Source organism: Jeotgalibacillus proteolyticus (assembly GCF_002926065.1).
Classification (GTDB): domain Bacteria; phylum Bacillota; class Bacilli; order Bacillales; family Jeotgalibacillaceae; genus Jeotgalibacillus; species Jeotgalibacillus proteolyticus.
On record NZ_PREZ01000007.1, the window covers coordinates 68,119 to 91,065 of the forward strand.

At 41.9% G+C, this 22,947-nt stretch carries 23 protein-coding genes; 6 read left to right on the forward strand and 17 right to left on the reverse strand.

The features are described 5' to 3' along the window. Nucleotides 1-230 precede the first annotated feature (230 nt). The 3 genes from C4B60_RS17235 to C4B60_RS17245 all read right to left on the reverse strand — a co-directional run bounded on the left by C4B60_RS17235 (nucleotide 231) and on the right by C4B60_RS17245 (nucleotide 3,077). On the reverse strand, nucleotides 231-1,544 hold the full coding sequence (locus C4B60_RS17235; protein WP_104059279.1) for a Na+/H+ antiporter NhaC family protein: 1,314 nt from the start codon (nucleotides 1,542-1,544) through the stop codon (nucleotides 231-233). Between the two features lie 342 nt (nucleotides 1,545-1,886). Then, nucleotides 1,887-2,552 (reverse strand): C40 family peptidase, encoded by a 666-nt coding sequence (locus C4B60_RS17240; protein WP_135122139.1) that lies wholly within the window; start codon nucleotides 2,550-2,552, stop codon nucleotides 1,887-1,889. Between the two features lie 342 nt (nucleotides 2,553-2,894). Continuing rightward, complete coding sequence (locus tag C4B60_RS17245) at nucleotides 2,895-3,077, reverse strand: hypothetical protein (RefSeq protein WP_104059280.1); 183 nt, start codon at nucleotides 3,075-3,077, stop codon at nucleotides 2,895-2,897. Between the two features lie 584 nt (nucleotides 3,078-3,661). Between C4B60_RS17245 and C4B60_RS17255 the strand changes: the two genes are divergently transcribed. Continuing rightward, entirely contained in the window at nucleotides 3,662-4,858 is a 1,197-nt protein-coding gene (locus tag C4B60_RS17255) for a hypothetical protein (protein WP_104059281.1), read from the forward strand. A 69-nt stretch (nucleotides 4,859-4,927) separates the two neighbouring features. Here the strand turns inward: C4B60_RS17255 and C4B60_RS17260 are convergent, their stop codons facing one another. Further along, nucleotides 4,928-5,479, reverse strand: a complete 552-nt coding sequence (locus C4B60_RS17260) for a cupin domain-containing protein (RefSeq protein ID WP_245154038.1) — start codon at nucleotides 5,477-5,479, stop codon at nucleotides 4,928-4,930. 151 nt (nucleotides 5,480-5,630) lie between these two features. Here C4B60_RS17260 and C4B60_RS17265 point away from each other — a divergent pair, with 151 nt between their 5' ends. Then, on the forward strand, nucleotides 5,631-6,248 hold the full coding sequence (locus C4B60_RS17265; protein WP_104059283.1) for a cupin domain-containing protein: 618 nt from the start codon (nucleotides 5,631-5,633) through the stop codon (nucleotides 6,246-6,248). A gap of 151 nt (nucleotides 6,249-6,399) precedes the next feature. Then, entirely contained in the window at nucleotides 6,400-7,290 is an 891-nt protein-coding gene (locus C4B60_RS17270; RefSeq protein ID WP_104059284.1) for a fructose bisphosphate aldolase, read from the forward strand. Nucleotides 7,291-7,628: 338 nt separating this feature from the next. Here the strand turns inward: C4B60_RS17270 and C4B60_RS17275 are convergent, their stop codons facing one another. The 4 genes from C4B60_RS17275 to C4B60_RS17290 all read right to left on the reverse strand — a co-directional run bounded on the left by C4B60_RS17275 (nucleotide 7,629) and on the right by C4B60_RS17290 (nucleotide 10,174). Further along, entirely contained in the window at nucleotides 7,629-8,072 is a 444-nt protein-coding gene (locus C4B60_RS17275; protein ID WP_104059285.1) for a cell wall hydrolase, read from the reverse strand. 78 nt (nucleotides 8,073-8,150) lie between these two features. Next, nucleotides 8,151-8,993: a deoxyribonuclease IV gene (locus C4B60_RS17280; protein WP_104059286.1), complete on the reverse strand. Its 843-nt coding sequence runs from the start codon at nucleotides 8,991-8,993 to the stop codon at nucleotides 8,151-8,153. Between the two features lie 119 nt (nucleotides 8,994-9,112). Then, nucleotides 9,113-9,670, reverse strand: coding sequence for an isochorismatase family protein (locus C4B60_RS17285; protein WP_104059287.1), 558 nt, complete (start codon nucleotides 9,668-9,670; stop codon nucleotides 9,113-9,115). 24 nt (nucleotides 9,671-9,694) lie between these two features. Further along, on the reverse strand, nucleotides 9,695-10,174 hold the full coding sequence (locus C4B60_RS17290; RefSeq protein ID WP_104059288.1) for a DinB family protein: 480 nt from the start codon (nucleotides 10,172-10,174) through the stop codon (nucleotides 9,695-9,697). Nucleotides 10,175-10,524: 350 nt separating this feature from the next. On the opposite strand from C4B60_RS17290, the gene C4B60_RS17295 reads away from it, so the two are divergent. Both C4B60_RS17295 and C4B60_RS17300 read left to right on the forward strand, forming a co-directional pair. Next, nucleotides 10,525-10,863 (forward strand): hypothetical protein, encoded by a 339-nt coding sequence (locus C4B60_RS17295; RefSeq protein ID WP_104059289.1) that lies wholly within the window; start codon nucleotides 10,525-10,527, stop codon nucleotides 10,861-10,863. Nucleotides 10,864-10,868: 5 nt separating this feature from the next. Continuing rightward, entirely contained in the window at nucleotides 10,869-11,228 is a 360-nt protein-coding gene (locus C4B60_RS17300) for a hypothetical protein (RefSeq protein WP_104059290.1), read from the forward strand. Between the two features lie 61 nt (nucleotides 11,229-11,289). On the opposite strand, the gene C4B60_RS17305 is transcribed toward C4B60_RS17300, so the two are convergent. From C4B60_RS17305 to C4B60_RS17335, 8 genes are all read right to left on the reverse strand, one after another. Further along, complete coding sequence (locus C4B60_RS17305) at nucleotides 11,290-12,030, reverse strand: SDR family NAD(P)-dependent oxidoreductase (RefSeq protein WP_104059291.1); 741 nt, start codon at nucleotides 12,028-12,030, stop codon at nucleotides 11,290-11,292. A 31-nt stretch (nucleotides 12,031-12,061) separates the two neighbouring features. Continuing rightward, entirely contained in the window at nucleotides 12,062-13,627 is a 1,566-nt protein-coding gene (locus C4B60_RS17310; RefSeq protein WP_104059292.1) for a sodium:solute symporter family protein, read from the reverse strand. A 5-nt stretch (nucleotides 13,628-13,632) separates the two neighbouring features. Then, on the reverse strand, nucleotides 13,633-13,782 hold the full coding sequence (locus tag C4B60_RS21540; protein WP_167578695.1) for a hypothetical protein: 150 nt from the start codon (nucleotides 13,780-13,782) through the stop codon (nucleotides 13,633-13,635). Nucleotides 13,783-13,818: 36 nt separating this feature from the next. Further along, nucleotides 13,819-14,865: a ketopantoate reductase family protein gene (locus tag C4B60_RS17315; RefSeq protein WP_104059293.1), complete on the reverse strand. Its 1,047-nt coding sequence runs from the start codon at nucleotides 14,863-14,865 to the stop codon at nucleotides 13,819-13,821. After that, nucleotides 14,862-15,701, reverse strand: a complete 840-nt coding sequence (locus C4B60_RS17320) for a beta-keto acid cleavage family enzyme (protein WP_104059294.1) — start codon at nucleotides 15,699-15,701, stop codon at nucleotides 14,862-14,864. The genes C4B60_RS17315 and C4B60_RS17320 overlap by 4 nt, the downstream gene beginning before the upstream one ends. Before the next feature lie 72 nt (nucleotides 15,702-15,773). Continuing rightward, nucleotides 15,774-16,574: a TrmB family transcriptional regulator gene (locus C4B60_RS17325; protein ID WP_104059295.1), complete on the reverse strand. Its 801-nt coding sequence runs from the start codon at nucleotides 16,572-16,574 to the stop codon at nucleotides 15,774-15,776. A gap of 225 nt (nucleotides 16,575-16,799) precedes the next feature. Continuing rightward, entirely contained in the window at nucleotides 16,800-18,626 is a 1,827-nt protein-coding gene (locus C4B60_RS17330) for a YhgE/Pip domain-containing protein (protein ID WP_245154039.1), read from the reverse strand. 2 nt (nucleotides 18,627-18,628) lie between these two features. Continuing rightward, entirely contained in the window at nucleotides 18,629-20,614 is a 1,986-nt protein-coding gene (locus C4B60_RS17335) for an efflux RND transporter permease subunit (protein WP_104059297.1), read from the reverse strand. Between the two features lie 228 nt (nucleotides 20,615-20,842). Between C4B60_RS17335 and C4B60_RS17340 the strand changes: the two genes are divergently transcribed. After that, the gene (locus tag C4B60_RS17340; protein ID WP_104059298.1) at nucleotides 20,843-21,412 is read left to right on the forward strand and encodes a TetR/AcrR family transcriptional regulator; all 570 of its coding nucleotides are present in this window, start codon (nucleotides 20,843-20,845) and stop codon (nucleotides 21,410-21,412) included. 35 nt (nucleotides 21,413-21,447) lie between these two features. Here the strand turns inward: C4B60_RS17340 and xylB are convergent, their stop codons facing one another. Further along, nucleotides 21,448-22,947 carry a xylulokinase gene (gene xylB / locus C4B60_RS17345; RefSeq protein WP_104059427.1) on the reverse strand — a complete coding sequence of 500 codons (1,500 nt, stop codon included), beginning with the start codon at nucleotides 22,945-22,947 and terminating at the stop codon, nucleotides 21,448-21,450.

The window sequence follows — 22,947 nt, forward strand, 5'->3', positions numbered from 1 at the left end:
CATTATATAGGGTTGGTGTGAATAGATAAAGTCTTATCATTATAAACCAATTTAGTACGAGACTTAACCTCTCCAAGTGAAATTTTCTGCTAATATACTTATTAAGAATGAATGAACGTCTAACTTCATTCTAAAATAAAAAAAGACCACACCCTTAAGGCATGATCTTTAATCTATAAAATCTTAATCAGTGAATTAAAGTTCAACTTATGGATAAACAAGCGTATTCCCTATCCTTCCCTACTCTCTGCCTTAGCTGTAAAACGAGGGTATTGAACAGCGATAGCAATCATACCTGAGATGGCGATTAAAATCGGATAGATACAAAATGGAATAAGTGCGACAGGTGAAATAGCCGCCACTCCTGCTGCAGCAAGAAGCTGCGCCCCGTAAGGAATAACCCCCTGTACCGAGCTTGAAAAGATATCAAGCAAACTGGCAGAACGCCGATTGTCTATCTGGTATTTATCTGAAATCTGCTTTGCTAATGGCCCTGCTGTAATGATTGAAATCGTATTGTTTGCTGTGGCAAAGTTCACCATACTTACAAGACCTGCAATGCCAGCCTCTCCGCCTTTTTTCGTTCGGACCCGATTGGTCACAGCCTCAAGTAAATAAGTAATTCCTCCATTTTGTCTAATTAGTTCAACTAGCCCTCCGAGTAAAATCGCGATTAAAGCGAGCTCCTGCATATTCGTAAAACCGCTGCCGATAAGACCGATAAAATCCTGAAAGCCAAATTCTCCAAGTGCCAGTCCAACACCTCCGGCAAATAAGATTCCGCCAATCAGCACTAAGATGACATTTACTCCGGCAAGGGCAAAAATAAGAACGGCTAAATACGGGAGAACCTGTACGATGTTAAATGGATGGGATCCTCCAATAGCTGCTTCAGACCCGGCTGTCATTACCCCAAAAATAATGGCAGTTAGAATAGCCGCCGGAAGAACAATGAAGAAATTCGCTTTAAATTTATCTTTCATTTTTACTCCCTGCGTTCGAACTGCTGCAATAGTGGTGTCAGAAATTATGGAAAGATTATCACCAAACATTGCTCCGCTGATGATCGCACCCATAGCAAGCGCGACACCGATATCTGTTTGCTCAGAAATCCCGACTCCGATCGGTGCGAGGGCAACAATCGTTCCCATTGATGTCCCCATGGAAATAGAAATAAAGCAGCCTATGACAAATAATCCAACGACAAGAAGGTTTTGAGGAAGCAGTGTCAGCCCGAGATTAACCGTTGATTCCACTGCGCCTGCCCCGTCCGCAACCGATGCGAAAGCTCCTGCCAACAGGAAAACAAGGACCATCAATATAATATTGGGATGGCCTCCCCCCTGAGATAATTGCAGTACCTTTGTTTGAAAATCAGTTTTACGATTCATCATTAGGGCCAGTAAAATAGCTGTAAAAAGAGCTACCAGCACTGGCATTACGTAAAAGTCTCCGGTCACTAAGCCTGAGCCTATAAATAATAAGATAAAAAGACCAAATGGAATAAGAGCATAAGGATTGCTCTTAGGTGATTCATTATTCATGCTGTTCCTCCTGCTGTTCATTTTTTTCAAAAAAATCTTCTATTTTAATAGTGTGCGCCAATAACTGGCAGACAGATAAAAGATCTTTACAAAATTACAAGGTTAATTCCGGGAAGGCTCTAATTAATCCAGTATTATTGTAAGAAGAAATATACTGAATGAGGTTGGTCATGTCAATATTATGGCTGTGTATGTGAGTAATGTATGATAGGCCTTAACATCTGGAAACATCTGCATACTTGAAGTCAAAATAAAAACTCCCTTTTAAGGAGGCAGATTTTTGTTGATTAAATCTGTCTCCTTAAAGGGGAGTATATCATTCATCTCTTAATTCTCTATTTATTAAAGACGTTTAGCTCCAACGAATCTAGGCTTCCAGTAAGAGTTGCTGATATTATCAATTCTTACGCCATTAGTTGATGTAGAATGGATGATTTGTCCATTTCCGATATAAATCGCAACATGAGTAACCTTTGAACCGCCAGATGTTGCATAAAACATTAAATCTCCTGCTTTTAATGATGAAGTGCTAACTTTTGTTCCTTGTCCATACATTTCAGCAGCTGTACGTGGAAGTGTCTTTCCAGCCTGTGCAAATGAATACTTTACAAGACCTGAACAATCGAAGCCTTTAGGAGTTGTTCCACCCCATACGTATTTGACACCTATATTATTTTTTGCAACTGAAATTGCTTTTGATTTATAATCTGTTGTTGCGGCTGCTTTAGGCTTACTTTTCGCTATGTATTGTGTACTTACATAACCTGTTTTTCCAATAGCCGTTACTTTAGCCCATCCATTTGACTGAGAGTGGACAGTTAAGGATTGATTTCGTTGCAGTTTGCCTATAATCGTTGACGAAGTGGAAGCAGATTTACGTAAATTCAAATTCCCGGAATCTATATTAACATAGTAAGTAGCTCCAGATGCTGAAGCCTTATCAAATGACGGTGCGACGGAAAGTACTAATGCAAGAATCAATAAAACTCCAAGTATTCTTTTTAACAAAGTATTTTACCCCCGATTGCTAGAATGTAAACCTAGTATAATCGGTAAGAGTTACAAGAGAATAACAGTCATATTTCACTTTCATTACAAAATACTACATTATCCCCCTAAATATTCCTAGCATTCACGAATTAAACATGAAATCACAATCACTTTTCGATTTAAAATTGGGGGGTTTTGCAGATTTTAAGCATACTATTTACACTTGTATATGCTCTCTGTATTTTACTATTAGTTAAAATTTTATCATTAAATAATATATTTATAAACTATTTATCTTTTTATTTAATAGTATTTCCCCATAATAAAAAGCCTAACTCCTGAGCCAGGCCTTTTTGCTATCTATCTCACGTGACGATTGTTCTTAAAATAATGACACATTTTAAACTCGTCCAGCAGCTCCTGCAGTCTTACATATAGTTCGTTCATTTCTTTTTCATGTTTTTCCTTCAGAAGATCAAATGAGGATTTATTTTCTCTAGATTGCTCGGTCTGCTTTTTTTCGCGGCCATCAACATCTGTCATGGAACATCCTCCTCTGGGTGAAATGTAAATCTATTATATCAGATAATTCTGATTTGATGAGAGAAAGAATGAATTATATTTTGTAAAAAGTATGTAAACAGAAAAAGCGATTTTAAGCCTTTGAATACATACTTCGTCATCAGCCAATAGACGTAAAGCTACGAAAGAATAATAGCCCCATAAGCTAGAGCACTTTTCCCATGATGTTTCAAAAAACTGAAATGCCACCACAGCGAGCAAAATCGCAAGCGTTGGTTTAATGATCAATGTCAATTTCTTTACTCTTGGAGAATCTTTAAACTTAGACTTAACAACAATATTAAAAGAAATTCTAAAGCAACTTTTGACAAGTGCGCCTGCCGTATTATCATCCTGCTCCCCTATCTCTTCCTGCTTCTAGTATACTTGATCCTCTTCTTCCTTAACTAAACTTAAATTACAAAATTTTCATTATTTTTAGCCCTATTCAGCCTAAAAGAAAAATTTCAGTGAAATATTTTCTGCTTTGTTTTTAAAACACTTATTTAAGGCTATTACATAAAGAGACTTTGACAAAAAACGGCTGAAGGATCTGGGGTGAAAATATGAGTGGTAAAATCAATAAACTGGGATTGATTACAGCCCCCGGCTACCCGGAAAAATTAATTACTGAAATAAAGGACGATCTACCTGAGCTTCTCAGCTACTATGTAGACGATCAATGTGAATGGAAAATTGAATTGACGGTTGATTCTCTTACAGGAGGAACAGATAATTCCGAGGAGGTTTTACGGGAGGTTGTTAAGTTTAAAAGTAAAAATGAATGGGATTTTACCGTTGCAATCACAGATCTTCCTCTGCTTAAAAACAAGAAGGTCATCATAGCTGAAGCACTAGAAGAAGAATGCATTGCGTTAATCAGCCTGCCCGGACTTGGCGCAGTTCCACTTGGCAGAAGGATCAGGGATTCCATTTTGCAGCTTGTAAACGAAATGACCTTTGACAGCTCTGAGGAAGGCCGTGCAGAAGCAGAAAAAAGACTGCAGAAAAAAGACAGGGAGAATAAAAAGAATCTGAAAAACAGGCATCCAAAACGCCTTGTTGGCAGACATGGTTTTGACAGGCTTTCTCCTATTAAAAGAGAAGCACCTGAGGAAAATGAAGAGCATATTGATGTACGTTTTAAAGTCGACTCCTATTTTGGAAGCGCCATTCGACTTTTGACCGGCATGGTTCGGGCAAACCGGCCATGGACCTTGTTTCCCTCTTTTATTAAAGTCATTATTCTGGCGTTTACGACTGGTGCCTACGCCCTTGTCTTTCCTACGTTATGGACGCTAAGCAATGAATATAGCCCTTGGCGGATGCTACTGCTTACCGTTATTTCCATTTCGGCAATGGTTACCTGGATTATAACTGCCCATAAGCTTTGGGAGAAAAAATCATCATCAAACCAGACAGACTATATTCGAAATCTTTATAATACAACAACAGCACTGACCTTATTTGTATCCGTCAGCTTATACTATTCATTACTGTTTATTCTTTTCTCAGTCGCAGTTATTATACTTATTCCGATCAGTCTGCTCCAGTCAGAGGTTTCAGGGGAAGTAGGCTATATCAATTATTTTTATATCGCCTGGACCGCGACGAGCATTTCGACTATTATCGGTGCCTTGGGTTCAGCACTTGAGGAGGAGGAGGTTGTTTTATCCTCAACTTATGGCTACAGACAGCGGCAGCGGTACCAGTACATTAAGGACCGTAGAGAGAAAGAGGAAGAAACAAAAGAAAATGAATAGCAGCAGAAGCAGCCTGCTTTTGTCCTTATTGGACGAATAGCAGGCATTCTTCATGTACTTTAGTGAAAGCTACTGACCACCCTCAGCCGCTTCTGCATCTGCTTTTGTCGGATGGACCGTTCCAAATGGATGGTTAGGCGGCGCATAAATAGAATAAAGCTTTAACGGAATATTTCCCGTATTGGTGACATTATGCCAGGTCCCTGCAGGAATCATGATGGCAGAATCATCAAAGACATGTCTTTGATAGGATAAATTGTTTGGATCACTACCCATTTGAACCATCCCCCTTCCCTGTTCAATACGAAGGAATTGATCCACTTCAGGATGAATTTCCAGGCCAATATCCTCGCCCGGATTAATACTCATTAAGGTTACCTGTAAATGCTTCCCTGTCCACAAAGCGGTTCGGAACGTATTATTCTGTTTTGTCGCTGCATTAATATTAATCACAAAAGGCTGTGGCCCATAATCTGTTAAAGGGGTGCTAATTGGATAACGGTAGGAGTTCGTTTGACCGCTCCAATCTGCCTGATCTGGATATGTTCCGTAAACCGGCTGGCCTTCCCATCCATAACCAGGTGGATAATAATAATACGGATAACCATATTGATCGTACACAATCTTCAGCTCCTTTAGTGATGATTTATTATCCTATGCGGTTTCACTAAAAATGTCCGTAAGCTTAAACTAAAAACAGATAATCACCTAACGATAAATATGCTCATACACTAAGGACAAAAAGCAGCCATGCAGAAAGTGTGAGTTTAAATTGACAAAATACATGGACTATACCTCTCCTGATACTCAGTTCACCTTTGATCTGAATACAAGCAATCTATATAAAAAAGACAACTACAACCTGATAAATGTACTGGGTGTTAATCAATTAAACACACTCGAGGGCTCTTCTCTTCTTGACATTTTCCTAAGTAAATCTAATTTTGTTGAGCCCCATTACCATCAAAATGCTTCTGAGCTTGTTTATTGTATTTCCGGTAAGGCCAATGTTTCCATGCTCAATCCTTTTACCAACGAAATTCAAACCTACCCGATTACGCCCGGGCAAGTAGCCAATGTTCCGCAGGGCTGGTGGCATTACGAGGAGGCATTAGCAGACCGCACTCACTTGCTCGCTATTTTTGATGCACCGACTCCTTTGGTCATCCTTGGTTCAAACATTTTAAAATTTACTCCTTCAAACGTAATGGCTCATAACTATTGCATGGATGAAAATCAATGGATTAAAACAACAGCCACTGTGAACCCGAATACGTATATAGGTCCCAGCTGTGCACCGGCACAGAATAGACCATATACCGAAACCGCCTCACCTTACTGGTACCCTCAGGGCTACTCCTACAATTATCATTATCCTTATCAACCGTAAAAGCAGGGATCCATGGGGATGGGTCCTCTTTTTTATGTTTGCTGGATGACTCTGGTTAAAGATTAAAAATAACCTGCCATTTTTTAGTTACATGAAAGAGATAAACGGGAAGAGTATAATGGATTCTTCATTTCTAAAAAGGAGTGGTAGCATGAACGAACATCAATTCGAAAAAATTAAAAATGGAAAAGGATTTATCGCAGCGCTCGACCAAAGCGGAGGCAGCACCCCGAAGGCTCTGGCAGCTTATGGAGTTTCGGAGGATTCTTATTCGAGTGAGGAAGAAATGTTCGACCTGGTGCACGAGATGCGGACAAGAATCATTACAGCCCCTGCTTTTAACGGTGACCGTATTCTTGGAGCTATTCTTTTTGAACAGACGATGGATCGCAAAATTGAAGGAATGTACACAGGAGATTATCTTGCTGAGAAAGACATCGTGCCTTTCCTGAAGGTCGATAAGGGACTTGCTTCAGAGGAAAATGGCGTGCAGCTGATGAAGCCGATTGATAATTTGGACGAGACCCTCGGCCGGGCTAGAGAACGGAGCATTTTTGGCACCAAAATGCGCTCAGTCATAAATGAGCCGAACACAACCGGAATTAGAGAAGTGGTTCAGCAGCAATTCGATATCGGAAAGCGGATTATTGCTTCCGGACTCGTTCCGATTATTGAGCCTGAAGTGAATATTTATAGTGAGAATAAGGAAAAATGCGAAGAAATTTTGCGTGAAGAAATACTTAATGAGTTAAATGCATTATCTGAAGATCAGTATGTCATGCTGAAGCTGTCGATTCCAACGAAAGCGAATGCGTATAAGGATTTAGTTGAACATCCACGTGTGCTGCGCGTTGTGGCGCTTTCGGGCGGTTATTCACGCTTGGATGCTAATGAGAAGCTGCAGGAGAATGATGGCCTGGTTGCAAGCTTTTCACGCGCTTTGTCTGCTGAGCTTACTGCTAGCCAGACGGAAGAAGAGTTTAATGATGCATTGAAGGAAGCGGTGGATTCGATTTATGATGCTTCTGTGAATAAGGTTTGATTGCGGATTAAATACGGTCCAAATGTAGAGTTATGAATAAATGCCTTTAAATGAAGCATGTTGATTTCCGCTGCAGGGGCATGCTTTCCGCGGGGCGGGAGCTGAGCTAACTTGCTGTCGCAAGTGGATCTCAGCCTTCCCGCTACTTCCCGCAGGAGTCAGCCCCTTCCACTGCAATCAACTTCTGGGTAATTTATTTACTGCTTAATAAGGGAAATGTTATGGGTGAATACTTTTCTTGTTTGCAACCGCTCATCCTAAGCAGTAGTTAATACAGAAACGATAAAAAGGAACTCCTCAGTTGAGGGGTTCCTTTTTGATTTTTATGTGGATAGTGGTTATCCTCCGATATAGACGCTTTCGCAGGTTCCGGGTGCGGGTTCGTAGTAGCAGTGGTTTTTAAATTGACCTGAAAAGGGCTGGCCGTACCAGGTTGGCGGGCATGGAGCGTATGGATTGAAATACCAAAGAGCATATTTTGCAGGGTGCTGTGTCCAGTAATCCAGATTCTTCTTGGCTAATCTTTTTTCAACCGATCTTGCCCGATTATAAAACAGATTTCCTTTTTGAACCGCTTCAAATGAATAGTTATTTCCCTGGACATGAAAGATCACATCACGAATGGTTCTTACATCTTCGAAATCCAAACAATCTGCTTTCGCCCGATTCACAATAACATTTCCAACGTACAGCATACCGGTTTTTCCTTCACCTTCTGCCTCGGCTCTCATCATCCTTGCCATTAAAGCAACATCAGAATCCGTATATTTAACTCTTGGCATATTCTCACCCCTAGATCAGTGTATGATACAAGGGGGGAATGATGTTACTGGGCAGGAAGCAAAAAGAATAAGCTTTTGCTACTTTTCTCTTCCCCACTTTTTCTGCAGCTGACGAATTTCCATTTCGTGGGAAACTATTGCTTTTGGGGTTTCCAGAATAAATGGTATTGGTTTTAACCTCTTTGACGTAATTAATTGATCAAACTGTTCTTCTTTTATGTACCCTTGCCCAAAGATATTTGCATGCCGGTCCTTGCCCGATCCTGATTCATACATTGAATTGTTTAGGTGAACGACAGCCAGGTGATCCAGGTAGCCAAGCTTTACGCCATTCGCTTCCACCTCCGCCCAGTTGTTCCCATCCCAAAGTCCGCTTGCAAAAGCATGACATGTATCAAAGCAAAAACCAATTTTCAAAGGAGTCTCACACAATGCTCTAAGCTGGACGAGTTCTTCAAGAGTTGTTCCCATCGCACCCGGCTTCCCTGCCATGTTTTCCAGAAGGATTTTACACTTTCCCTGCCACTCGCTTAACACATTATTTAATACGTCGATCATTAATCGATAGCTTTTCAGCTGGTCAGAGTGAAAAATATCTTTCCCGAAATGAACAACAACCCCTAACGAACCGCAGGCATCAGCAATTTCTAAATCATTTAATAGCGAAGCGACAACCAGCTCTCTTTTGGAATCGCTTGAGGGAGTCAGCGTTGTTGGATAGGGTGTGTGGGCAACGGATACAAGTTTATTCTTTGTACAAAATTCCTGACACTGCCCCGCGTCCTCCTTATCAAATTCTTTTACAATAAGGCTTCTTGGATTTTTCGGAAAATATTGAAAGGCATTTGCATGTAAGGCAGCTGCTTTTCTCGCTGCTCCTGTGTAGCCTTCCCTGATCGAAACATGACTGCCTATAATCATGCATAACCCCTCCCGTTTTTGTGATTGTGGATGTTATTTTACCCAAAATCGAAAAACTCATTAGAATGACAAAAAGGACGCTTAGGATTAAGCGCCCTAATTCTGCAGATAACTAATGATTAGCGGTATTGATGGTGGATTGGATTAAACAGATCTTCGTCAGAATTTCTGACAACTGAAAAATGATCTACATTATAATGGCCATGAAGTATCTGGTTGTGATGAGCAATGATTTGTGCGGCCGGTAATACCGCGGAGTCGGCAGTCGAATGGGCATCTCCTACCAACGTTACGTCAAATCTATTAACAGTAGCCGTTCTTACTGCCGTATCGATACAGTGTTCAGTTTTACAGCCCATAATAACCAGATGCTCAACCTCGTTTTCACGTAAATGGCCAAGCAGCGGTGTGCCGTAAAATGAATTTGTAGCGGCTTTGTCAAAGATATGTACGGTTTCCGGCACATGTATATTTTTATGGATTTGGAATCCTGGTCCTTCTCCATTTGAAACATCTAAATCCCTAACGAATACAATAGATATCTCCTCACCTATTGCTTTGTTAATTACTGTATTAATATTTTGGATCAGGTTTTCTATGTCAGCAACACCTGCTTCTTCCCTATTTCCTTCTATTAATTCCTGCTGTGCATCGATTATTAATAAGGTCTGCTGCAATAAAATCTCCTCCTCGTATGTGCACTAATTTTCAAACAATCCACGTCTAATTAAATTTGCAGTAACCGGCTGCCGATTCATTTCCCGAGACCAGATTGACAGCTGCCCAATATGATGGATTTCATGAGCAATGACATGACGCATCACTTCCCCATACTTTAAACGCTCAATTTCTCCGGATGAATTTGTTTCCTCCAAGACCTTTTCTTCCAGTTCACTCGTCCAGCTTGTTACAAAAGCGTTCACTTCCTCGTGGCATTGGGCTGAAAACTCCCTTACTTTATCTACGCTTTTTATTTCCTCAGAGTTTGGTGCAGGGGGTACCTCCTTGCCCTGCAGCTCCAGTATCCAGCTGTATTCAACATCGATAATATGTACCAGCGTAAACAAAATACTTCCTACTCCGCCAGTACGTTCTTTAACTAACTCTTCTTCCGGCACGGCCTTGCACCATTTAAACCAGTCCTCCCGCACCTGCCAGTTATATTCAAACAGCTTCTGCATATTAAAACCCTCATCCCGCTTATTTTTACCCTTGTGATAATTATTTCAAATCACCGGCGAACTATCTACTGATTTTGAATGAATTTTTTGAAAATAAACATGGTAAAAGTATAAAGAAATTATGTTAAAGCATTTATTCTTAGTAAAAGTGAGGGTTTATGAGGTTATTTTAGATTTATAAACCGTACCTGAAGATTTGTGAGCGCGATCCCAATTTTATGGACCATATTTGATATTTATGAGCGTGATTTTAATCTCCGTTGATTTGTGAGCGAGTGTCCTTTACTTCAACAGTCATTTCTTCTTCGCTCGCATATGATAAAGATATCAACCGTGGCAGGAGTGATTTTATGGACATTGTCAGCTATGGACGATCATTAGCGCATATCGGCAATACGCTTGCGAAATCGTGTGTAAGCTATGACAAGCGATCACCTGGTGAGAGCGCAAAAATTTGTGCTGCTATAGTGGATCAGCTTGAAGGGATTCAGGTGCCGTTTGAATTTTCAATGGAGCATTTTGATTTAGTAAAAGCTTTTAAAAAGCTTCTTTCCGTATATGAAGCGCTTGATGACGATTCCCATACAGGTTTAGATTATCTGCTCGCAGAAGCCCATCAGAATATAAAAGAGGCTTTCACATCCCTTCTTAAGAAAAATCACTTGATCCATTTACAAAATAGCAGGTGATGTGTGTGGACAATAATGACCTTGAAATACTTGAACTGGATCGAAAGGTTTCCAGTATACTTTGGATCCAGTTTGGCCTTAAGCTTACTGAGGCTGTTCTGATTACGAAATCCTACAGACTGAAGCCCGAGTCAGAGGGTGAAGACTTTATTCTTTTCGGCGTTTGGATTCAAACCATCGGAGATTTTATGACATCACTTGGGGTGGCGAAGCAGGTAACTGCAATCAATATTAATCATCCTTTGTTTGTTGAGGGAGGAAAGCTTTCTATAAAAGGAAATCTGACCTCAGCAATGGGTTTGGTCCTGCAGGCAATTGGTGGGAAAATTGTTCTCGAGGAAGGAATCGATGTGTTGATTCCTTAATGTTTATTTTTAAACGAAAAACCCCATCCATAACCTAAGGGAAATGGATGGGGTTTGGCAATCAAAGTGTTAATCCGCCGTCTACACTAAGTACTGTGCCGGTAATAAAGGCAGCTTCGTCTGATGCTAAAAATGCATAAGCGTTAGCAATGTCTTCAGGCTTCCCAATTTCATTTAACAGGGATTTTTCCTTCATCATGCTTGTGACCTTCTCAGGCATTTGCTTTACCATATCCGTTAAGACAAAGCCAGGGGCAACAGCATTTACCCGTATATTATAGCGCCCAAGCTCTCTGGCCCAGGTTTTTGTCATGCCGTTTATTCCGGACTTTGCAGCCACATAATTTGATTGACCAAAATTACCATAAAGTCCGACAACAGAGGATGCATTTAGGATCACGCCGCTTTTTTGTTTTTTCATCTGTAAAGCAGCCGCCTGAGTGGTGATAAAGACACCCTTTAGATTAACATTTATCACCCTATCCCACTGCTCCTCCTCCATTTTTAATAATTGTGCATCTGCAACGATCCCTGCATTATTGATCAAAATATCAATGGATCCAAATGTATTCAGGGTAAAATCCATCGCTGCCATTATTGAGGACTTACTCGTAACGTCAGCAGCAAACCCTTCAATATGTTCTCCAAATTGCTTAAGGCTCTCAATAGACTTGATGATCTCTTCTTTTTTCAGGTCAATAATGACCACTTTTGCCCCTTCTTCAAGAAATGTTTTGGCTGTTGCATAACCGATCCCTTTGCAGCCTCCGGTAATAACAGCCGTTTTATTTGTCAATTTCATTTCTCTCACCTCGGTATCTTTCATTCAGTCTTTAAGCATCTTTCTTAATCATCTTTTCCTCTCCATCGGCCACGATTTTATCTTCATTTCGCTGGACATTTGTAAAAACCTGTTCTGTTGATGGGCTGATATCAGTTTCAAAATATGGCTCATACGCCTCCACAGGCGGTTTTTTGGTAAGAAATACAACCGCCATAACACCAATCAAAGAAGCGATTAATGCGATGAGGAACGGATTGGTCGCACTGGCGATCATGGCGATGACATAAGTCGCCAGTCCAACGAGCATGGACACATAAGCAGCAGCTCTGTTCATACGCTTCCAATAGAGTCCAAGGATCACAACAGCAAAGAATACGGCCCCAAACCCTCCATAAACATAGGTAAAGCCCATTGCCAGGAACCATGGCGGAGTGATGGCACTAAATACAGCAATGACCGCGATGAGGAACATGCCGATTCTCAGATTCATATTAAATTTCTTTTCTGTAACCTTCTTATTTCTGAAAATATTTAAGTAAACGTCATAGTAGACAGATGTTGCGCAATGTAAAAGCATTGAATTTGCTGAAGAAACAGCTGCCGCACAAAGGGCGACGAGTGTAAGAGCACCGACTAGCGGCGGCGTGTATTGCTGGATGATCACGGGAATAATATAATCTGTTGTCTGTCCCTCAGGTAAACTCGGTATTAGTGTTTTTGCCCCGAGACCCATAATAATTAAAGGAATAAATATGACAGTCAGGACTAAAACAGATCCCATAATCTGAAGAACAGCAACTTTAATGTTTTTAGGCGCAAGCATCCTTGTGACCCAGTGCGGCGAAACAATGGAACCTACCGCATTAGACATAAAGATCGCAAATAAAGCACCAAGACCAAATGTACCGATAGGAGATATCATGGAACCGGCAGCCAATGCTTCTCCCCCTATATTTGTCGGGCTCGTCGTTGTAGAAATCGTATTAACGATCGAATCCCAGCCTCCTGCAGCGACCAGCACAGATGCGCCGCCAAGAATAACGCCTATGACAATTAAGGAAGTATTCAATGTATCGGTTGCTGCAACTGACCAGAAGCCTCCAATACTAGTGAAGAGCAGGAAAATTAGAAAAGCAAAGATAGCAAACTTGTAATCAATTCCTGTGATAGTAGAAAAAACGATACCAAAGCCCACTACCTGAAGATGCACGAACAAAAAGTACCCAACAAACATAGTCAGCCCTACGATTGTCCGTAAATGACTAACCTTTCGAAATGGTTCAAACCGGAGATGTATGTATTCAGGAAACGTTCGGGCAGGTGTTTTTGGTCTTCTAATCTTGTACGCTACTAATGGTATGAGAGATGTTGCCAAAAACCACCCGGCAACCCAGCCGATAATTGCTGAGACTCCGTTGCTGTATAGGTAACCCGGGACCCCCATGACAGATGCAACGCTGACCCAGGTGGCTGTGGTAGTTCCAATACCAAGCAGGAGTCCCATCCGATGGCCGCCGGTTGTAAAGTCAGACATTGATTCAGCCTGCTTCAGGCTTTTAATCGAGGTCCAAACGATAAAGGCTGCATATAAACCAAGAATAACTAAATAGATCATCTTATTTACTCCTCACTTTTTGGATTATATTTAAAAAGGCTTCCTGTAGCTCCCCAGCGTTTGACTCCATGCTTTTCAATTCTGTAGCATAAATACGTTCCAAGGATCAGGGCAAAAATAATGATGATGATCCAGATTAAAAAGGCAATAAACATTTGATCACACCTCCGTTTTTAGTATTAAAATAAGAATTACTTGTATACGCTTACATTATTTTTGAAAAGAGCTTTGAATTTTGTAAGATTTTCATTAAAATCAGGTGTCTTCCTTTCTTTCTCCGCCTCACGGACAAGCTGACAGACGAAATCGTTATAAGGGACAGGCACACCCTTTTGTTTTCCTTTTTCAGCAATATAACCATTTATATAATTAATTTCTGTGGGTTTTCTTTTTTCTAGATCCTGAAGCATGCTCGCTTTTAGATTTGCATGAGGCCCCCATACTTCCTGATAAAACGGGAGCTTTTCATGGATACTGTTCTGATCCTTCAGCTCCAGAAGTTCAAAATCCTTCCCCTGCATGGTTTCGAGCCTTATGTCATGAGAGCGGGCAACCTTAATGGTTTCATCAGCAATAGTAGCGAGACAGGTCATTGCATCTGAATTCTTCAGCACTTCTCCGAATGTACAGCCAAGAGCAGCTGACATTCCGCTGAAGGTTGCATTCATTAGCAGCTTAGACCACTTCACCCCATTGATGTTTGTGGTAATTTCACAATGGCCAACTGCGTCTAAAATGTTCTTCACCTGTTTGATCCGGTCAGTGATCTCACCATTTATTTCACCTACATCAAATGCATATTTCTTCATCGTTTCGGTTTCAGTTGTCAGTTCAGAAGCACCAGGGCCTGCCCAGGTTGCCCCAAAGCCTACTGCCCCTCCAATTGTTCTTTCGCTGCCGACAATTGAAGCTACATACTCCTCGGGCACACCGTTTTGCAGCGTACAAACTATGCTTTCATTGTGAAGGTAAGGAAGTATATTCGTTAAAGATGCTTCAGTGAAGACTTGCTTTGTAAGTAAAAAAACTACTTCATATTGGGAGTTCAGGTTATTCGGATGCTTTGCTGTGACCGGTATTGTTCTGTTTAAAAAACCGGTAAGTCTTGCCCCGTTTTCATTTAAGGCATCTACGTTTTTTTGGTCAATATCGATTAACTCAACATCGTGCCCGGCTTCTGTAATTAATGCACCAATAATGATTCCAAGGGAACCGGCCCCTAAAACGGCTATTTTCATGCTTTGCCACCTACTCTATTATTCGTCTTAAGCTTTAAAAGCTCTCTCGCTTCATCAGGTGTTGCCACTTCTCTTCCAACTATTTTTGCCAGCTCCACTATACGTGTAACAAATTGGGCATTGGTTTTGGCTAATTCTCCTTTACGAAAATAAACGCTGTCCTCCATCCCCACCCGTACATGACCGCCTAATAAAATACTCATAGTATTAATGGTTAATTGCTGTTTGCTGGCCCCAATGGCTGACCAGGTGGATCCTTCTGGCAGATTTTCAACAAGGTACATGAGATTTTTCGGCGTTGCCGGCATTCCGCCCGGCACCCCTAAGACAAACTGAAAATGAAATGGTTCTTCAATTAACCCCTTTTTGGCAATACGCAATGCATTTTGAATCATTCCCACTTCAAACACTTCAATTTCGGGCTTTATATTGCGCTCTTTTGTCACAGCAGCCAGCTTTTCTAAAAAGCTTGGGGTATTCAGAAAAACACTTGAACCGAAATTCATTGAGCCTGCATCAAATGTAGCCATTTCCGGATTAAGCTCACAAACCCGCAAGCGCTCTTCTTCAGTCGTTTCTAATCCCCCTGCTGTTGTTAAGTTTAAAATGATATCGCATTTTTCCTGAACGCGGTCGATAATTTCCTGATAGATCCTTAAGTCCATTGAGTTTTCACCCATAATATCTCTTACATGCACATGACCAATCGAGGCCCCTGCCTTATAGGATTCGTAAATTGAATCAGCAATTTCCTCCGGGGATAACGGCACATAAGGGGTATGTTCACGTGTAGTTTGAGCCCCTGTAGGAGCAACGGTAATAATGAGTTTTTCCATATGTATCTCCTCCTAAAATAGTTCAAAGTATTAAAGCGCTTTCAAAAAAATGGTCATGACGTCTAAGGCAGCTTAGAAATCATCAATTAATTTTTCCAACTCATCTCCATAGTACGTGGTGACGTCTTTTTCAAAATCAGCAAGCATTCGATTAACATAAATATCATGCCTTATATAGTTTCTTGTCGTCGAAACCATGACAGGGTGGCTTGAAACGACTGAGTGTGGAGAACCTTCAAGAGATTGAAGAAGGATGGCTTTTTTATTATCAACGACAATTGAAAACTCACCGCTGTGGCGATTTAATGCAGAGTCTCCCTTGTAATGTGAAAAGCTTTTCCAGGGAACATCCATCTGTTTTCGATCAAAAACCAGGGTGACAATCTTTATTCCGCGTTCATGTGTTTCAAACAGAAGTTCTTTTAATACCTCAAGCTCTCTGCTCCAGCAGCTTATAATAATCTCCGTTTCACATTCCGAAATAGCTGACTGGACAACCTCCATTGAAGCGGAGTAACCCTCAATTAAAAATAATTCAGACCAATTTACATCACTCTTTGAAGAAACCTCTGCCAGGGATTCATCCAAAAATTCGAGCTGATCGAGAAAGGTGTTCTTCCTCGTTTTCAAAAGCTCTTTATATGGAAGAGGACTATATCGAACGAGCTTCCCGTTGTTTCCTCCTGATACGGTAAACACCAGGCCTTGTTCCTTCATTTTTTGTAATGCCCCGTATACCTTTGGCGCAGGAACTCCTGATAGCTTTGCAATACTATTTCCATTTGAAGGCTGATTTTGCAAAAGGGATAAATAAATCTTCGCTTCATATTCTGTCATTCCGAATTCTTTTAATGTCACTATAACTTCTTCCATACAAAACCCCTCTTTTTTTACTACGAGAGTAGTATATTATTATTTTTAACCTTACTACCCTGGTAGTAAGGTGTCAATTGTTTTTTAAATTTTCTAAAAAAACATAGTAAGTAAAAAGGCTGAGACAAATGTATGTCTCAGCCTTTTTCAACCGGTTCACTGCATTCAGGTTAACGCTTTCCGCTTCGTTCGCATAACGTTTCTGAAGATATATTGTGTTAGTGGTTATCTAAACAAATCCAGCAGACGGTCCCAAAAGCTTTTTTCTTCGTCCTGAGACTCCTCTTCCTGATCGTCTTCATCCTTCTGGATGCTTTCTGTTTTAATTACAAATTGAACAGCTTCAACGTTTTCATTTTCGTTTGAAACAAAGGATACTGGTTCAAAATCGGATTTATCAAATTCACTGATCATCTCATCGATTTCCACCTGGATCTGATCAGGCAAATCGCTTGTCGCTGAAGCGAGTTCAGCCGTTCCATTATGAAGGCGGGACGCTCCGCCTTCAAGCTCTGCAGTTCCTCCTGTTAAGCCGGAGATTCCTGAATAGACCTCCTGATAAGAGCCAGCCAGACGATCAACTCCGCCTGTATACTCTGTCAGCCCGGAATGAAACGCATTGTAATTGGCTGAAAGAGTTTCCAGCCCTCCCTGCAGCTGAGCAATCGATTCATCAATATCAACCGAAGCAAGACTGCTGTCAAGCTGGTCGGCCATTGCAGTTAAATTTGAGCTCATTTCATTAAGTGAGCCAGCGCTTGTATCAAGTGCCGGTGAAATGGCCTGGAATGCTTCGCCCGCAGCGGCATAGGTGCCTTTGACCGTTTGTGCAGCCTGGTAGTTTTCAACTAGCCCGTCTACAACGGCAGGATCTGCTCCGCTTTCATATAGCGCTTGAATGTCCTCTTCAGAAACTGACGCCTCCGGGATGGAGTTAATTGACTGGCCCAGTGCCTCGTTGGCCTGGGCGTATTGTCCGCTAAGATTTGAAAGACCATTTTCAACTTCCTGAAGTCCTCCAGCAATCTGCCGCAGTCCTTCTCCAAGCTGGCTAAACTGGCTGACATCCATGCCGCTTCCAGAGCCGGCTCCTCCAACTGCATCATTCATCTGCTGAAGCGCTGACTGAATAGATGCTGAGCCGTTCACAAGCTCGGATGAGTTTGCCTGAAGCTGTGAGATGCCGTCGCGGTATTGAGCAGATCCGTCAAAGAGCATGGCAACTCCGCTGTTTAGCTCAGAGATTCCATCCTTAAGCCCGCCAACTCCACGATTAACTTCTGCTGTCGCATCGGATAATGACATCATTTCCTGTTGCATCTCATCTGTGTCAGGAGCATCAATTGACATGGAGGAAGGAACAGCCGCGATCTCAATCGCGTTCATTTCAAAGTCCGTTACATTTGCCCTCACAGAGAAGGTTTCCTCCTTCTCAGGCAGTACAGTGAAGGTCACCTGCCTGTCCTTCCCAGCATTTGCTAACGCTCCATCCTCCGCTTCAATGTTTTTAAAGCGGTTCGAATCTAATGTCAATGAAATCTGCATCAGGTAATTCTCAAAGAAAAGCTCCTCACCACTGTCATTTTTCGTTGTTTCAATTTGAAGTTCAATCTCCCCATCTTCTCCAGGGAGCTGATTAGGATCTATTTCTTTTCCATCTAAAAGATACGTAACAGTAAAGTTCCAGGGAAGCGGCATATTGTCCAGATTCCCCTGATAGTAGAATTCATTTTCCTTTGCAGTAAATTGGACCTCGTTCCCTTCCTGCTCAATCCCGGTCAGGTCAGTCAAATTCTGAACACTGCTATAAGGGCCGTAATCCATCAATTTTCCCGGTTCTTCAACAGTGAAGTTGTTAACGACATACATCTCTCCCGGTTCACCTGTGGCAGTTAACGTCGCATAAACCACTTCATGCTTTGCTGAAAAAGATCCCTCGCCCTGAGGAGAATCTTCCTCCTTTGAAGTATCATTTGTTTCAGCTGATACAAGCAGTGTCGGCATTGCGAGAAGAATGGCTGTAAAGGCAGCACCTGTGCGTTTAAATTTCATCGTCATTTCCCCTTATAAAAGTTTGCTTTCCAGCTTGTTTTTTCAATCACACGGTCAAATAAAACCAATAAGGCAGGCAGCAGGAATACGACCATAATGAACGCTAAAAGCGCTCCTCTGCCTAATAATAATCCGATGGATGAGACAACCGGATTGGTGGAAGTCAGCCATAAGATAAACCCTACACTCGACAAAATGGATGCTGATACAAAAATCGCAAAAAGCTTTTCATCCACGGTTTTCTTAATAGCCTGCATAGCCGTCATTTCCTGTCTGAGCTTGTAGTAATTCTCAGTAAACAAAATTCCATAATCAACCGTAGCCGCAAGCTGGATGGTGCTGATCAGCAGATAGCCTATATAAACAAGCGGATCGTCTGTAAAATATGGAATCGCAAGGTTAATCCAAACAGACGCCTGGATCGTCAGCAGCAGCACCACCGGAACAGACAACGAGCGGAAGGTGATCAGCAGAACAAGTGCCACCGTTACAATCGTCATTACATTTACGAAGGTATTATCGTGCTGAACGATGTTTTTCATATCATATAAGGTAACACTCTCACCCAGCAGATGAGTTTCGTCATAATAGGAATCAGCTGTCTCTGCCACTTGTTCAATCAGTGAGAACGCTTCTTCTCCTTCTGCCTCTGTTTCCGTGTAAAGTGTAATTCTCGCATAGTTACCGGAATAAAACTGGTCGATCATTGATTCCTCCAGGTATTCAGGAGGGATGGCAGCGCCAACCATATTAACGTAGGAAATGACGCTTGAAACCTTTGGCAGACCTTCAAGCTCCTGGACAAGCTCCTCTTCTTTTCCTCTGTCCTCTTCAGGAATTAAAAGTACAATCGGCATTTCTTTTCCAAAGACCTCTTCTACCGCTCTAGCATCCTGACCAGCGCGCATGTTTTCTGGGTGCTCACCGGCACCATAGATAAAAGTGGTGTTGCTTTGCGCTAAAAAGGCCGGGACTATCAGCAGCATGACGATAATTAGACTAGGCACACGCAGCTTGATCACACGCTTGCCTACTCCTTTAAAGTCAGGGATCAACTGACGATGCTTTGTCCGGTCAATCCATTTATAGCAAAGCAGAGTAAGTGCCGGTAAAAAGACAATAACAGAAATAAAACTCAATAAAATACCTTTTACCAGGTTAACGCCCAAATCGGCGCCAATGCCAAACTCCATAAAGGTCAGTGCCATAAAGCCAAAAAAGGTCGTGGATGCGCTAGCTGCGATAGCTGGAAATGAACGCTTCATCGCAAGCTTCATCGCTTCAGTCGGATCTGCCACTTTTTTGCGGTAATCTGAAAAGCTGTGCAGAAGGAAAATGGCATAATCGAGCGACACAGCCAGCTGCAGGATCGGAGCCACCGACTGGGTGATAAACGATACTTCCCCAATAAAAATATTCGTTCCAAGATTAATCAGAATCGAGACCCCGATTGCCGTTAAAAACAGCACCGGCTCAACCCATGAATTCGTAGATAGGATTAAAATTAATATAATGATTGGCACAAGCAGGAGGGCCGCATACATGGATTCCTCCCCTGCCATTTCCTGCGAAACTGCTGTGGTGACGGCTTCACCGGTGATGGCGTTGTCCTCACCGATCAGGTCATAAATTTTTTGCGTGACCTCCACTTCGTCTCCATCACGAATACTTATAGATATCAGTGCAGTGTCGTCCTTGTAATAGGTTTCGACTGTATCCTGATTGGCCACCTGCAGCGGAACTTTTAAATCTACGACATCATCGAGCCACATAACGCCGCTTACTCCGTCTATGGCTTCAAGCTCCTCTTTATAATCCTGGGCTTCTGCCACTGAGACATGTTTAATCATGACTCTTGCATTCGCCACTGGGTCATCAAACTCTTCTTCCATCAGGTCAACTGCCTGTAAGGAAGGAGAATCCTCCGGCAGATAATCGGCCATGTTGTAATTAACTGATACAGCAAATTGTGCCGCTGCACAAAGCATTGCAATGATGAAAAATAGTATAACAATTCCTTTTTTATGTTTAATGACCTGTCCTGTCCAGTCGATAAAGCGTCATCCTCTCTTGCATATACACTGTCTACATTCTACTATTGTATTGACACTGTGTTGGATATTCAACAAACAGTATCGGCAGCAGCGTCAGTTATCCAACACAATGTTGTTTTGTGTTGGATTTTCACAAATCGTTAACAAAAGGATGAGTGGATAATGAGCAAAAGATTAGATAACCGAAAAAAATACACGCGGAATGTTTTAAAGAAAAGCATCATTTCCCTTCTTCAGGAAAAGCCCATTTCGTCGATTACTGTTAAGGAAATTTGCGAAAAAGCCGACATTAACCGGTCGACTTTTTACACCCACTACTCCGATCACTTGGATTTGTTAAACAAAATAGAAAATGAAGTGACCGAGGAAATGGATGCCTACCTGAACAGCTACAGCTATGAGGTTGAAGAAGAAGCGATTCAAATTACTGAAAAAATACTTGAATATATTAATGACAACAAATTAATTCTGCGAACCCTTTTAAACAGCAACAGCTCACTGCATTTCGAACAAAAAATGATGACGCTGACCCGCCGTTACATGCTGAATAATTGGATGAAGGAAAGCAATGTAGAAGAGGAAAAATCGAAGTTCCTGAGTACGTTTGTGATCAGCGGAGCGATTCATGTGATTAAGGACTGGATAGATAATGACATGGATCAGACCCCTGGCGAGATGGCGCTGATGATTAACAGCTTTGTGAATTACGGTTTTTCCTATCTAGAAGATTAAAAGGCTGCCGGGAGCTTCCCCGACAGCTTTTTAATTTACTTTCTATAGGCTTTTAGCCTTTCATTTAACGAATTTGTCTGATGATACACATCCTGGTAAATCGCAAACAGCTCTTTATAAACCTGAACCTTTTCTTCCTGTGGAGAATACACGCGATCCACCTGAAGGAATTGATCTGCACAGTCCTTGAGAGTTGCAAACCACCCGCAGCCATAAGCGGCAAGCATGGCAGCCCCTACACCGGGACCCTGTTCACTCGATAATTTTACGATATCTGCGTTAAAAATATTCGCCTGCATCTGCAGCCAATATTCATTTTTTGCACCACCGCCTGTTGAAACGATCGAGTGAATGTTTTTGCCATTCTCCCTGAAAATTTCAACCGAATCATTTAACGAAAATGTGATTCCTTCCATCACCGAATGAACAAACTCTTTTTGCCTGTGAGAGCTGTCCATTCCAATAAAGCTTCCCCGGATGACAGCATCTGCATGAGGCGATCTTTCCCCAACAATATACGGGGTGAAAAGCAATCCATTAGATCCCGGTTCAACGGTTTCAATGTCTTTGACAAACTCTTCAAAGGAGCTTTCTGCTCCAAAGACCTCCTTAAACCAGCTTAAGCTGTAGCCTGCAGCCAGGGTAACCCCCATCGTATAATAGGCATCCGGCGCCGCGTGATGAAAGTAGTGAACCTTACCGTTAAAATCCTTGTCACTGCTTGCTTCATAGGAAAGAATAACGCCTGAGGTGCCGATGCTGCAAAGCGTCTGGCCATCGGCTAAAATACCAGACCCGACTGCACCGCATGCATTATCTGCACCACCTGCAAATACCTTTGTCTGAGCGGACAGCCCAGTTTCATCAGCCACCTCGGGCATAACTGTCCCCGTCTGGTCGTAGGAAGCAACAAGCAGCGGGCACAGTGCTAAGTTCAGTTCAAAAATCCGGCAGAGCTCATCACTCCACTGCCCTTTCTCCATATCTAATAGAAGAGTTCCTGCAGCGTCAGAATAATCCATTGCAACTTCACCGGTCATGCGGTAGCGTAAGTAATCCTTTGGAAGCAAAAAGGTTTTCGCCTGTTGGAACAGTTCCGGCTCATGCTCCTTTACCCATAAAATCTTAGGTAAAGTAAAGCCCTCAAGAGCCGGATTTTTAGTAATTCTTAATAATCGTTCCTCACCGACGGCTTGATAAATCTGCCTGCATTGCTCAGTGGTTCTTGTATCGTTCCATAAGATGGCGTTTCTCAATGGTTTGTTTTGCTCATCAAGCAGCACCAAGCCATGCATTTGACCTGAAAAGCTTATTCCTTCAATTTCCTGTGCTGAACAAGGCCCCTCCTGAATAAGCTGGCGAAGTCCGGCAAAGGTCTGTTGCACCCAGGCTTCAGGCTCCTGCTCACTGTAGCCATTTTTCCCTTGAATTAGCGGATAGTTTTTTGAAACCTGATAAGCAATATCTCCCTGCTTATTAAAAAGCAGCAGCTTCACCGCACTGGTTCCCAAATCAATTCCAATTACATAGCTCAC